This is a genomic window from Arachidicoccus sp., assembly GCF_050436765.1.
GTDB lineage: Bacteria > Bacteroidota > Bacteroidia > Chitinophagales > Chitinophagaceae > Arachidicoccus.
In genome coordinates this window covers 1-13,235 of the sequence record NZ_JBNQGD010000349.1, presented here as the reverse complement: position 1 = coordinate 13,235, position 13,235 = coordinate 1, and the positions used below count along the sequence as shown (strand labels likewise).

11 protein-coding genes are annotated in these 13,235 nt (G+C 37.9%); 4 read left to right on the top strand and 7 right to left on the bottom strand.

Annotation, left to right across the window (positions count from 1 at the left end; translation table 11 throughout):
- Positions 1 to 996: LacI family DNA-binding transcriptional regulator (locus ACQR30_RS14985; RefSeq protein WP_429736545.1), on the bottom strand; the 996-nt coding region annotated here is incomplete at its 3' end.
- 221 nt (positions 997 to 1,217) lie between these two features.
- Here ACQR30_RS14985 and ACQR30_RS14980 point away from each other — a divergent pair.
- Positions 1,218 to 2,180, top strand: coding sequence for a S66 peptidase family protein (locus ACQR30_RS14980; RefSeq protein ID WP_429736543.1), 963 nt, complete (start codon positions 1,218 to 1,220; stop codon positions 2,178 to 2,180).
- Positions 2,181 to 2,198: 18 nt separating this feature from the next.
- The gene (locus tag ACQR30_RS14975; RefSeq protein WP_429736541.1) at positions 2,199 to 3,104 is read left to right on the top strand and encodes a S66 peptidase family protein; all 906 of its coding nucleotides are present in this window, start codon (positions 2,199 to 2,201) and stop codon (positions 3,102 to 3,104) included.
- A gap of 2 nt (positions 3,105 to 3,106) precedes the next feature.
- Here ACQR30_RS14975 and ACQR30_RS14970 read toward each other — a convergent pair whose 3' ends face one another.
- The 4 genes from ACQR30_RS14970 to ACQR30_RS14955 form a co-directional block, all read right to left on the bottom strand.
- Entirely contained in the window at positions 3,107 to 3,709 is a 603-nt protein-coding gene (locus ACQR30_RS14970) for a DNA-3-methyladenine glycosylase family protein (protein ID WP_429736539.1), read from the bottom strand.
- 113 nt (positions 3,710 to 3,822) lie between these two features.
- Complete coding sequence (locus ACQR30_RS14965; protein ID WP_429736537.1) at positions 3,823 to 4,653, bottom strand: polysaccharide deacetylase family protein; 831 nt, start codon at positions 4,651 to 4,653, stop codon at positions 3,823 to 3,825.
- A 170-nt stretch (positions 4,654 to 4,823) separates the two neighbouring features.
- Entirely contained in the window at positions 4,824 to 5,366 is a 543-nt protein-coding gene (locus ACQR30_RS14960; protein WP_429736535.1) for a hypothetical protein, read from the bottom strand.
- Positions 5,367 to 5,437: 71 nt separating this feature from the next.
- Positions 5,438 to 6,595 carry a lactonase family protein gene (locus ACQR30_RS14955; RefSeq protein WP_429736533.1) on the bottom strand — a complete coding sequence of 386 codons (1,158 nt, stop codon included), beginning with the start codon at positions 6,593 to 6,595 and terminating at the stop codon, positions 5,438 to 5,440.
- Positions 6,596 to 6,958: 363 nt separating this feature from the next.
- On the opposite strand from ACQR30_RS14955, the gene ACQR30_RS14950 reads away from it, so the two are divergent.
- Complete coding sequence (locus ACQR30_RS14950) at positions 6,959 to 7,810, top strand: DUF1266 domain-containing protein (RefSeq protein WP_429736531.1); 852 nt, start codon at positions 6,959 to 6,961, stop codon at positions 7,808 to 7,810.
- Between the two features lie 243 nt (positions 7,811 to 8,053).
- Here the strand turns inward: ACQR30_RS14950 and ACQR30_RS14945 are convergent, their stop codons facing one another.
- Together ACQR30_RS14945 and ACQR30_RS14940 are read right to left on the bottom strand one after the other, a co-directional pair.
- Positions 8,054 to 9,640 (bottom strand): FMN-binding glutamate synthase family protein, encoded by a 1,587-nt coding sequence (locus ACQR30_RS14945; RefSeq protein ID WP_429736529.1) that lies wholly within the window; start codon positions 9,638 to 9,640, stop codon positions 8,054 to 8,056.
- Between the two features lie 200 nt (positions 9,641 to 9,840).
- Entirely contained in the window at positions 9,841 to 11,073 is a 1,233-nt protein-coding gene (locus tag ACQR30_RS14940; protein ID WP_429736527.1) for a cation:proton antiporter, read from the bottom strand.
- A gap of 308 nt (positions 11,074 to 11,381) precedes the next feature.
- Between ACQR30_RS14940 and ACQR30_RS14935 the strand changes: the two genes are divergently transcribed.
- Positions 11,382 to 13,235 (top strand): M3 family metallopeptidase (locus tag ACQR30_RS14935; RefSeq protein ID WP_429736525.1); only part of this gene is annotated, 1,854 nt, incomplete at its 3' end.

Genomic DNA, 13,235 nt, shown 5'->3' with positions numbered 1-13,235 from the left:
TGCAATTAATTCTCCATCAAGAATTACCTGCCTCTCAGTAAGTGTTTTACCATTCATCAAATCCATCAGCATCTCTGTTGCCTTTTTGCCTTGCTCATAAGGAAATTGTTCAATAGAGACTAATGGAGGCGTTTCCAAATAAACACGCATGGGTAAATTTGAATAGCTTACAAAACAAATATCTTTATTAATCTTAAGTTTTGTAAAACGTTTTACGTATTGCATAGCATCTAAGGCCACATAGTCATTAAAGGCAACAACAGCGGTCGGTCTGTTTTTTTGGGAAAGGATATCTTTCATTGCATCCCAATTGCCTTGCTGCGTAAGGTCTGAAGACGAAAATAAAGATGGGTCAGTCTTTGCACGTTTCTTACTAAGTCCTTCCATAAATCCACGCATACGTTCGTTGGTAGCTTGCAAGGTCTGCGGGCCCTTCAATAATGCAATATGTCTGTGACCAAGGTCCCATAAATAGTCCACGATTTTAATAGAACTATTAAATAAATCGCAGGAGACCGTATAAGTATCGCTATTTTTCGGAACGCGATCAAAAAAAACAACAGGAGTATCAGCCTTTATCAGGTCTAAAAAATGATCAATATTTCGAGTGGATTTGGAAAGCGATACTAATAACCCGTCAATACGATTCTTCTTGAAAGTAGCCAGGATCGCTCTTTCTTTTTCTACATCGTCATGGCTTTGGCCAAATAATACGTTATAGTTATTTTTAAAAGCAACATCTTCAATACCACTGATAGCTGTTGAAAAAAAGTTCTCGGTTAATTCGGGAATGATTACACCAATGGTAAAAGTTTTTCCCATCTTAAACTGGATCGCGGCCTGATTGGGCTCATAATTCAATTCCTTAGCCATCTCCTGAACACGCGTTTTGGTGCGTAACCCGATACTAGGATGATCGTGCAACGCTCTGGAAACTGTAGAGATAGACACCCCTAATTTCTTCGCAATTTCTTTAATGGTCGCCTGTTTATTCATTTGCATTTCTCAACAATACTTTGAAGGGTTTCTATAATGGTCCAAGATACATCAAAAATACTGCTCAAATAAATATTTTTGGCTTTACTTTAGCAATTTATTTCCAACTAAAATTTATAACTAACTTCGTTTCAATCGAAAAACCCAGTTTTACGAAAATGGAACGAAAAAAATTCCTTCATACTTCAAGTATATTATTAACATTTCCCCTTTTTTCAAAATTGAAGGAAAATAAGGATAATAATAACGCGCCCATCATTATTCCACCCTATTTAGATATTGGCGACACCATTGGCATTACAAGCCCATCGGGATTTATTTTAGAAAATGAATTAAAGCCAGCCATTACCTTACTCCAAAGTTGGGGACTTAAAGTAGAAATTGGGAAAACAATTGGAGAAAGAGACGGCACTTTCGGCGGAAATGATGAAGCAAGAGCAAACGACTTTCAGCAACTACTGGATAAACCATACATCAAGGCCATTCTATGCGCACGAGGTGGCTATGGCGCTTTGCGCATCATTGATAGAATAAACTTTTCTCAATTAAGACAACATCCAAAATGGGTAATAGGCTTTAGCGACGCCACGGTTTTTCATTGCCATATTGCAACGCGTTTCGGGGTAGCAACGCTTCATTCTAAAATGTGTAACAGTTTCCCATCTGACTGGGATGATGCACCGGAAATTCAAAAACAAAGTATTCTTTCTATTAGAGATGCATTAATAAGCACAAAAAAAATGCAATACACTGCCAATTACAATAACTATAATAAAATCGGCTCAGCAACCGGTAGAATTATTGGAGGTAATTTGCGTACAATAGAAAATTTATCGGGCACTTTGTCGGCCATTAATACCGAAAACAAAATCCTATTTATAGAAGAAACTCATGAGTTCCTGTATAACATCGACAGAATGCTTTGGAATCTAAAACGGAGCGGCAAGCTAAAAAAATTAAAAGGTTTAATCGTGGGAGGCTTTAAAATAGAGCCTCAGCCAATTCCTGAGGAAGAATTAAATTTGTCTTTATATGATCTAATTCTCGAGAAGACTAAAGATTATAGTTTCCCCATTTGTTTTGATTTCCCGGTGGGTCATCAAATAAATAATTTTGCACTAAAATGTAATGTTGGTCACCATTTCAACGTAACAACACAAGGCACGACACTTAACGAAATTTAAAATCATACACTCTCATAGATGATTATCCCTCCATACCTTAGAGAAAACGACACAGTTGCCATTGTATGCCCTTCAGGTTTTATGCCTTTTGAAAGAGCAAAGACCTGTATTGAAACACTGAGGCAATGGGGTTTTCAAGTCAAAATAGGTAAAACACTCGGGCATCAATCTCATTACTTTTCAGGAACCGACGAAGAAAGGCTCGACGACTTACAATCAATGATAGATGATAAAAATGTAAAGGCGATTCTTTGCGGGCGCGGTGGCTATGGACTAAGCAGGATTATAGATAAAATAAACTTTAAGCCATTAATCAGCAATCCAAAGTGGGTTATTGGATACAGCGACATTACACTACTGCATTGCCACTTAAACAGACAATTTAAAACAGCCTCCCTTCATTCACCGATGGCCGGGGCTTTTAACGAAGGCGTTGATAATATTTATATTCAATCTCTAAAAAAGGTCATGTTTGGCGAACAGTGCATTTATAATGTTGATAGCCATTTCTATAACCGTTTGGGCGAATGCAATGGAGAATTAATTGGCGGCAATCTCGCTTTGTTGGCTCATTCAATCGGATCTGTTTCCGAGCCAAATACAAAAAATAAAATATTATTTATAGAAGATGTGGGCGAATTCCTTTACAATACCGACAGGATGCTCCATCAACTAAAAAGAGCAGGATGGTTTATTGGGTTAAGAGGCCTCTTAATAGGCAGTTTCAGCGACATGAAGGATACAACAATTCCCTTTGGCAAAACCATTTACGAAATTATCTGGGAAGCCATTTCTGCATATAACTTTCCGGTAGCCTTTAATTTTCCGGTAGGTCATCAGCCAGAAAACTATGCACTAAAATGCGGAGCACTTCATCAATTGGAAGTAAAGAAAGATATCGTCACTTTACAAGAGATTGTATAAAATTAGACGGGTGCATTGTCTTTCCAATGCCATAAATGAAGGCAGGCATAAGTACGATAAGGCTTCCACTTTGCAGAAATTTTCAATATTTTTTGCTTGAATAATTTTTTATCAGATCTGTCCAATTTATATAAATTCGCCATCGCATTTTGTATCGCCAAATCATCGGTAGCAAACACATCCTCGCGGCCAAGTGTAAACATCAACAGCATTTCTACCGTCCACCTGCCAACGCCTTTTATCTGGGTAAGTAAATCAATAATGGCGTCGTTTGACAAGGCACTGAGCCCCCTGTCTGTAATATCATTCTCAATACAAAACAAGGCTACATTATGTATATAATTTGCCTTGGCATTGCTTAAACCTATGCCACGCAAGATCTCATGATCGATAGTCAATACTTGCCCAGCAGAAGGTTCTTTGCCATCAAACAGCCGTAAAAAGCGTTTATAAATTACATCCGCTACACGGCTACTCAACTGTTGGCTCATAATGCTGGCCATCAACCGCAAGGGGATATTCTTTCTGCACGTCAATGCCGGCATTAATTCCAGCAGCACCGGAAGCAGTTTCTTATCTTTTTGCAAATGAAGGAGATAGGTCATTTTGTAAAGGTAACGATGATTTTAGCCACATGAATCTGTTTACATTCACCAAAAAACGGCAAGCAAAAAATATATTGCTTGCCGTCTAATCTTTTCCTTAAATGAGACTACTATTAATGCCCCTGTTGTACCAAAGGGTAATGATCAACGGTTTCAAAAACATAACTCGTATCTTGCTTTAACAGTGTAATAAATTTCGTAAGGCTATCTGCATATTGCGGTTCTTTAAACATGCGATCATGCGCCAATATCACCACTGCATTTTGCGCATAAGTAGTTCCATCGGCAAATTTTTGAGCGACTTCATCTGCCATTGCCTGAGCACCTTGAATAGGCACTGAATGCTTGCCAAATCGCCATTCTACATCCCACCCGATGGCACTATAACCTGCAGTACCTAATCGTTTACAAACTTCTCTTGAAGACGGCGGGGCTTGTATTTTACCATTTTCTACCCAAGCATTCATGCCTGGCAGACGCACGATTTTTACTTGCACATTCAATTCCTTCTCCGCTAAGTACATATCCTGCATCGCACTATCCGGATGTGCATAAAAAATCTTATAATGATCTCTAAAACCATGTGAGTGGCTATGGTTACCTAATAAAAATTGCGGGTAACTGTTGCGAATGCTGTCAACAATTCTCATACGGGAAGGGCTAAACGCATTCTCTCCTACCATAAAAAATGTAGCCTTTACATTCTGCTCACGAAAAATACGTTCGCAGTTAAAAGTTCCCGGAGGCTGAGGACCATCATCCCAAGTAAGATAAATATATTTTTTGTTGGGATTTAATTTGATGGGAGTCCCCGGTTTTGCAACAGCAATTGCTGTATCTTTTTCTACTTTCTGTTCTTTTTTATCATTACTCTTGCAGCCTACAACTGAAGCGAGTAAAGCAACAGAGCAGATAATTCCGGAGAATATTTTTGTGATTGCCATATTGTATAGATATTTATTTTCCAATAAAAAGTAAAGCTATATACTTCTTGTAGAATTACGCAAAAAATTAGCCAAGATTTGCTTTTGTGGACAAGTCATTTAGATCAAAAACATTTATACACACAAAACCGAAGGCACTTGTCTTCGGTTTTTCATCCATCTATAGATTGTTAAAATAGATTTTTCAATTTATTTAATAGTCCGTCGCCTTCTGATGAGTTACTACTATTTCCACCCAACAAAGACATCGCATCACTCAAATCAACTTTTCCATCACCATTTTTGTCTAACATGCTTGAAATATTGGACAGTTTACCACCGGTAAGTGAGCCAATCGCGCTATCTAAATTTACACTACTGTCATTAGGATCATTAATTTTCCCTGTAAGCTTACCCAAGACTGAAGGAATAATAGAGCTACCCAACGACTGTGCGGTATCCGGACTCAGACCAAATTTTTCTGTAAGCTTGCTTGTTAAATTGCCGAGTATGTTTTGTGTTGTGGAATTTCCAGCAGCATTAGTTTCATTTCCACGTAACATATTTACCACACTGGAAAGTCCTCCGCCGGAAATCGCCCCTTTGAGTTCGTCCATAATAGAATGTGTAGCTTCCTGTGCAATAGCATCAGAATGTTCGTTGGAAACATCCGGCGCATTATTCACTGCATTTCCGGTTGCTTCTTTTACCAGATTCATTAGTTCGTCTAACATAGTTTATTTTTTAATTTTTTTAAATTATTTCAAAACCACAGTAAGTTACACGAAAATTTAAAATAAATTCATTATTTTTTTGACGCAAATAATACAGCTACCGGCGTTGGAAGATCAACAGAATGTCCGGTATAGGTAAGTGTGCCAGCTTGTTGATCAATAGCGTACACCTTGATATTGTTTTTGGCTTTACTAGCCACTAAAAGGAATTTGCCCGAAGGATCAATATTAATATCGCGCGGAATTTCATCCGTTGGCTGATGTCCAACTTCCTTTAATGTGCCATCATAATTGACCGAAAAAATAGTTATATCACTCGCATTGCCCCGGTTGGATGTATATAAAAATTTTCCATTGGTTGAAATGCGGATGGCGGCGCTGCTTTTGTCGTGCAAGACAGTATCTGGCACATCGGTAGAAACAACTGTCTGCAGATACTGCAGCGAATCATTTTCCATTTTAAAGACCATCAATTTTCCATCAAGTTCATTGAGTAAATACAGATTTTTTTTATCCGGGGAAAAGACAATATGGCGGGGGCCGTGACCATCTGGAACCTTATATTTTTTTGCACCATCCACATCAACAGGCTTGGGACTATTTGCATCAAAAGGATATTGGTAAAGTGTATCATTGCCTAAATCGCAAACAAATACATATTTTTCATCCGGCGAAAGAAAAGTAGAATGTACATGTGGTTGCGTTTGCCTGTACTTATTCACACTCTTACCCGTTTGGGAAATTATTTGAACCGCCGGTAGAAGTTTACCAACGCTATCCGTTTTAAAAATCGAAAAATTACCGCCATTATAATTGGCTTCTAATACATTTTTGCCGGAAGCATCCACCGTCACAAAACAAGGCGCAGAACCATTGGACGGAACTGAATTTAAAAACGTAAGCTTTCCGTTTTGACGATTAAAATCAAATGCGGAGACCATACCAGGTATGGAATCTTCCAGATTTTCATTAACGGCATACAAATGTTGATAATCCTTTGAAAAAGCCAAATAAGAAGGGTTCGCAACTTTTTCGGTTTGAGAAACTAATTTTAAAGTGCCGCTGTCTTCATTAAAATCATATACATAAATACCATCACTACTATTGTTGGCGGTATAAGTACCTGCTAATAGGAAACAAGAATTACTTTTCATTTTCTGAGATTGACAACTGCTTAAAAGTATAGCTGCAAGCGACAGACAACTTGCAAATGAAATTATTTTTTGCATAAAAACTTATTGAAATGCTTGTAATTTTCCAGCAAGATAGCACAAGTTGGGAAATTACAATTAAGGTACTCAATCTCGCTAATAACTTTACGCCCAGAAAAGGAAACATGGGCAGCACTTTCCTTCCTAAACGTCATAACTGCATTAAATTTACTTTACTTTAATTTAATTTAGGGCATTGCGCTTTCATAAGCAGCGTAGCTCCTCGAATCACCCGTTACACATAAGATTTAAACCAAAGGGTAGTCTCAGACCTCACAAAAAAATATTAACCCATTAAAAATACGCATCACACAAATAATATTTCGATTATGCGACATGTTTTTATTTTCCATGATGCCAATTTTTAACGAAGTTTGCAGCATGAAGCAAAAGAAAATATTTCAGCGTACAATTGTGTCTGTTGCCATTATAGCAACAGTGCTTACCATGATAACCGGCTGTAAAAATCAATCCTCTAAAACAGATACGACCAACAACCAAACCTCTCTAAAAGATGACACACTTAAAGGTTTTTTGTTAGCAGGCGTATATTTTGTGCAGGGCTATGGTGGTTCCAAGACCTTCATGGATAAAATAAAGACTGACATCAATAAAAGCACAGCGCAAAAAAATTTCTTAACGTTGCTAGATACTGCTTATCATCATTATTTCGTTTATCCTTATCCTCATTCGGTTGCCGAAAAAGTAGACGCACGCAATACTTTATCTAGTTGGTTTCAAGTAAATAATCAAAGCGATTTTTATTTATTCCTAACCAGCCTTAAAGACAGCGGCTTTCAGGCACATTTTCTGGTTTGTAAAAAAGCACTCGATGAAAATGGCGGTACAAAGGCAGATATTTCAAAAATTGATCTTGATAAATATAACCTACCCAAGGGCAGTGAAGTATTGTTGAAATTTGTAAAAGACAATTACAATAAATTTTCTCCCGCAGGTATAAAAGCCTGGAATATAGGCTTGTATGTTTATACGGTTTGTTTAGGTTATGGTGCTGAATATATCGATGGACAAAACGGCAAAAGTGTAATCGTACAAATGCTTATGGAGGCACAAAAAGATTATCCTGATTGGAAAACCTATTACAGCGACTTTATGTTAGGCAGACAATTTGCCGGCACCGATCCCTCTGCCAATGCCACGTATCAAAAAACAATTGACGATATGTTGCAAGGTAATTACAGTGCCTATAAATATCTACCTTTGAGACAATAGGATTTTATCTTGATGGGAAGTTTTAATTAAAATTAGCAACTGATGATTCATCCTCAGAAGTGCACAACACACTATTAGCGTTGGATGTATCCTATTTTCCTTTTTATATCATCACTTCATTAATTAAAACAAAAGAGAAAATAAGTGTTGAATTTCACCGTAAATGCTACCATACCTTCTTCACTAGAACAATAGGTGGTCGGTGGTCATACCTCGTTATGTAAATAGATTATCGGGTGAACTTTACCCCCAACTTTCAATATGTGCATGCTCAAAATCGTCCACATATTTTTCAGGAATCTCTCCACGTAACAAACAGCCTTTACTTAGCGATGGATAAATTTCTTCAAAGGAGCGCATTTCATTTTGAAACACACGGCGATAAATATGTGAGCGTGTAAGTTTTTTATAATGATCGATACCGCAAGCCCCCATCAATTCAGCAAAAGTGCGTAGCATGCTTCTATGATAATTCGCCACCCGGTACTTTTTATCATTTACATCTAGCCCTACTACTAATGATGGGTCCTGAGTCGCTACCCCAGTTGGGCATTTATTGGTATTGCAAAGTAAAGCCTGAATACAACCTAAAGCCATCATCATAGCCCTTGCAGAATTACACGCATCGGCACCAAGTGCAATAGCACGTACAATATGAAATCCCGAAAGTACTTTTCCTGAAGCAATCAATTTAATATGTTGACGTATATCCATGCCATTCAACATATTGTCCACAAATGCGAGGCCGTCCAATAAGGGTACTCCTACATAATTTGAAAACTCTTGCGGAGCAGCCCCTGTACCACCTTCAGCTCCATCTACCGTAATAAAATCAGGATAGATATCTAACGCAATCATTGCTTTGCAAATAGCAATAAACTCACTTTTACGACCAATACATAATTTAAAACCGACGGGTTTTCCACCGGACAAATCTCTCAAGTGTTTCAAAAACAAAACCATTCCTTTAGGCGTATCAAAAGCCGAATGAAAGGGTGGAGAAGCCACAACTGTACCAGCTTGTACGTGACGAATGGCCGCAATTTCCGGAGTATTTTTAGAGGCGGGCAAAATGCCGCCGTGTCCTGGTTTGGCACCTTGTGATATTTTCAACTCTATCATTTTCACGGATTCAAATTTCGCTTTCTCCGCAAATAATTCGGCGGAAAAAGTTCCATCTTCGTTGCGACATCCGAAATATCCCGTACCAATCTGCCATATCAAATCACCTTTATGTTTTAGATGATAAGAACTAATGCCACCTTCGCCCGTATTATGCGCAAAATTATCAATCTTCGCGCCACCATTTAACGCCTCAATAGCATTAGAACTCAATGAACCATAACTCATAGCCGAGACATTGAAAATGCTGGCAGAATAAGGTTGCTTACAATCTTTATTGCCGATTAGTAATCTTGGGCTAACATCTAAAGTATTAAAATCTTTAGGCGCAATAGAATGCATAATCCACTCATATCCTTCTGCGTACACATCCAGTTGCGTTCCAAATGGCATCGTATCTGTTTGTAGCTTTGCCCGCTGATAAATACTTGAACGGTCGATGCGGCTGATAGGCCTGCCATCGGTATCGGACTCCACAAAATACTGATATATTTTTGGACGAATATCTTCCATCCAATAGCGCAGGCGACCAACCACTGGAAAAGTCCGCATAATGGAATGCGATTTTTGAACCATGTCATAATAGCCTAAAATGGTAAGCGTTATTACAATTGCCGTCAGAACCCACCACCAATAACTCACGAATAAAGACAAGGCCAAAGCGATAACTAGTGCAATGGACGAGCTTATCACAAATATTTTACGCATGAATAGATAAAATTTTTAACTGCTAATGTACATGTTTTTATTTCATGAAAAAAAGAAAACAAATGGATGTTAGTTTTCGTTAATTATTCAATCAAGCAAGAGAAATTATAAAACACCAATAATAGCAAAGATTTATAGCTCTTCGCACATTAATTATTTATTAAAATAAAAACTATCCAAGCATATAAGTACATCGACAACTACATCAACCTTTTTACCACTTTCTCTACTGTGAGGCCCTGTACAATTATGGAAAAAAGTACTATAATATACGTAATACTTACGATCAATTCAGATTCACTACTATATGGTAGTGATAGTGCCAAAGCTACGGAAATGCCTCCACGCACACCACTCCATGTGAGGATGCCTATCTCATTTCTTTCCATATTTTTCTTATATTTCAAAATAATGATTGGTATTGAAACGGAAACATATCTCGAAACTAGAACAATAACAATCGCGCACATACCTATCCACAAATAAGAAATGCTGAAATTAATAACCAACATCTCCATTCCTATCAATAGAAATAAAATAACATTTAATGCTTCATCTACCAACTCCCAAAATTTATCCACATAATCGCGAGTCACCTCACTCATTCCAAATCTTCGACCTTTGTTACCAATAAAAATACCGGCAATCACCATAGTTATAGGACCACTTATATGCATATAATCAGCGAGCATATATCCACCCATCACTACTGCCAGAGTAATCATGACCCCCACCTTGTAATCGTCGATTGTACGCAAAGCCACATAAGCAATATAGCCCAACAGAAACCCAAACAAAAGACCTCCACCGGCCTCTCGCAAAAAGAGCAATAATACATTTACAAAAGTTAATTTATCTACTCCTAAACGCATCGCTTCCAAAATTGTCAGAAAAATTACCACAGCAATACCATCATTAAAAAGAGCCTCTCCACTAATTTTCATCTCTAATGACTTAGCTATGTTCGAACTCTTCAAAATTTCCATTACAGCAATCGGATCGGTAGGCGAAATAAGCGCGCCGAACAGAAGACAGTAAATAAATCCAATGGGCAATCCAAAGAGATGACAGATAAGATAAGAAAGAGTAGCTACCATAATCGTCGACAGCAATACACCTATTGTGGAGAATGTAATGATGGACCTACGCTCTTTGCGCATTTCCTTAACATTGATATGAATGGAACCTGCGAACAAGAGAAAGCTCAACATTACCTTCATCAATATTGTATAAAAATCTAAAGACTTAATTAAACGCAGTGTTTCTTGAAAAAGATTAGGATACAATTTCTCCAAACCAATCATCATTAAAGAACCCACCAAAGAAATAATCATTACTCCAATGGCACTTGGCAACTTGATAAAGCGAACATTTATATATCCGAAAACAGCTGCCAACACGATGATAACGGCAAATGAGTTATATAGTTCCATAGGAGAAAATGAACTTTTGTTTTAATAATAAAATATTTCTCCGACCTAAAATGATTTTGAACATCTAAGGTATTCAAAATTTTAAAAACAGTTAAATACAAAATGAGGCGACTTCGCTGGGCTTGACAAGCCGAATCTAAAGCCTCTCTATGAATTCCTTGAAGGAGAACCTTAATACTACATCCTAGTAAAATGAACAATTTCATCGTTTCAATACCTGAACTCTTATACATATCTTACGAGAATTCTTTTATTATTTTGTATTTTCACTTATAATAAAACTTCAGAAACAAATGAAACAGTTGTTTATGATAACTATAATTGCTGCATCCGCCACGCTCAGCTCCTGCGGGAATACGACCAATACCGCAGCAGAAAATGCAGCAGCGGCCATTGCCAATAATTATTTTCTACAAAAAGATACGCTCCCTTTTTATGCGCCCGATTTCACAAAAATTAAAGACGCAGATTTTAAACCTGCTATGGAAGAAGGTATGAAAAGGCAGCTAGCCGAAGTAGAAAAAATTGCCAGCAACAAGGATTCAGCAACTTTCGACAATACCATCCTTGCACTGGAAACCAGTGGACAATTATTACATCGTGTAACTGCTGTGTTCAATCTATTAACAGGAGCTAATACGAACCCCACCCTACAAAAAGTGCAAGAGGAAGAAGCGTCAAAGCTGGCCGCCAACCAGGATGCTATCTATTTGAATACAAAATTATTCTCAAGAATAAAAAGCATTTATGATCATCGGGCAAGTCTCAAATTAGATGTCGAGTCGAACCGTTTGGTAGAATACTATTATCAAGAATTTGTATTGGCAGGTGCAAGGCTCTCAGACATCGATAAAATAAAACTGAAAAAATTAAATGAGGAACAAGCTACTTTAAGTGCCAAATTTACCAACCAACTCTTAGCAGCAACGAAAGCTGGTGCACTAGTAGCAAGTGATGAAAAAAAATTGGCAGGGCTGTCAAAAGGAGATATAGATGCAGCGGCGCAAGATGCCGATAACAATAATCTCAAAGGCAAATTTATGCTGTCTTTACAGAATACGACACAACAGCCGGCGCTACAATCACTCACTAATAGGGCCACAAGAGAAGAACTATTTAATGACTCTTGGAATCGTGCAGAAAAAAATGATTCAAACGATACAAGAAAGACAATCGCACGCATCGCACAAATACGTTCTGAACAGGCCAAGCTCCTGGGATTCCCTAATTATGCAGCTTGGAAATTACAAGATCAAATGGCCAAAACTCCCGAAGCTGTCAACAATTTCCTAAGCAAGCTGGCTCCCGCAGCCACCGCTAAAGCAAAGACGGAGGCTAAAGATATTCAGTCATTAATTGATCGCCAAAAAGGTGGATTTACACTACAGCCTTGGGACTGGAATTTCTATGCCGACCAAGTACGCAAACAAAAATACAATCTCGATGAAGATGAGATAAAACCCTATTTTGAATTAAACAATGTCCTAGAGAATGGCGTATTTTATGCCGCTAATCAATTATACGGCTTAACTTTTAAAGAAAGGAAAGATATTCCGGTTTATCAAAAAGTCGTACGCGTATTTGAAGTGTTCGATAAAGATAAATCTCCTCTTGGTTTGTTTTATTGCGACTACTTTAAAAGAGACAATAAATCTGGTGGTGCATGGATGGATAATATCGTTACACAATCCAGGCTCCTCAACAAAAAGCCGGTTATATACAATGTTTGTAATTTCACCAAACCTGCGTCGGGCCAACCTGCTCTTATCAGCTTTGATGATGTAACGACTATGTTTCATGAATTCGGTCATGCACTGCACGGTTTCTTCGCCGCACAACAATACCCAAGCTTGTCCGGGACCAGCGTAGCAAGAGACTTTGTAGAATTCCCTTCTCAATTCAATGAGCACTGGGCACTTGATCCGCAAGTACTGCTGCATTATGCCAAGAACTACAAAACGGGAGAAACTATTCCGCAAGCTTTAGTAGATAAAATCAAAAAAGCAAGCACTTTTAATCAAGGCTATGCGTTAACCGAATTATTGGCAGCAGCTTCTTTGGATATGCAATGGCACGAAATTGCGCCAAGCGATACTTTACTAAATGTAGATAATTTTGAAAAATCTTCTTTAGAAAAAACAGGGCTGTATTTATCACAAGTA

Coding starts and splice junctions, on each gene's coding strand:
- ACQR30_RS14970 (WP_429736539.1), bottom strand. CDS start 3,709: ATGACCTATCTCCTTCATTTGCAAAAAGATAAGAAACTGCTTCCGGTG.
- ACQR30_RS14950 (WP_429736531.1), top strand. CDS start 6,959: ATGAAGCAAAAGAAAATATTTCAGCGTACAATTGTGTCTGTTGCCATT.
- ACQR30_RS14955 (WP_429736533.1), bottom strand. CDS start 6,595: ATGCAAAAAATAATTTCATTTGCAAGTTGTCTGTCGCTTGCAGCTATA.
- ACQR30_RS14960 (WP_429736535.1), bottom strand. CDS start 5,366: ATGTTAGACGAACTAATGAATCTGGTAAAAGAAGCAACCGGAAATGCA.
- ACQR30_RS14940 (WP_429736527.1), bottom strand. CDS start 11,073: ATGGAACTATATAACTCATTTGCCGTTATCATCGTGTTGGCAGCTGTT.
- ACQR30_RS14945 (WP_429736529.1), bottom strand. CDS start 9,640: ATGCGTAAAATATTTGTGATAAGCTCGTCCATTGCACTAGTTATCGCT.
- ACQR30_RS14965 (WP_429736537.1), bottom strand. CDS start 4,653: ATGGCAATCACAAAAATATTCTCCGGAATTATCTGCTCTGTTGCTTTA.
- ACQR30_RS14975 (WP_429736541.1), top strand. CDS start 2,199: ATGATTATCCCTCCATACCTTAGAGAAAACGACACAGTTGCCATTGTA.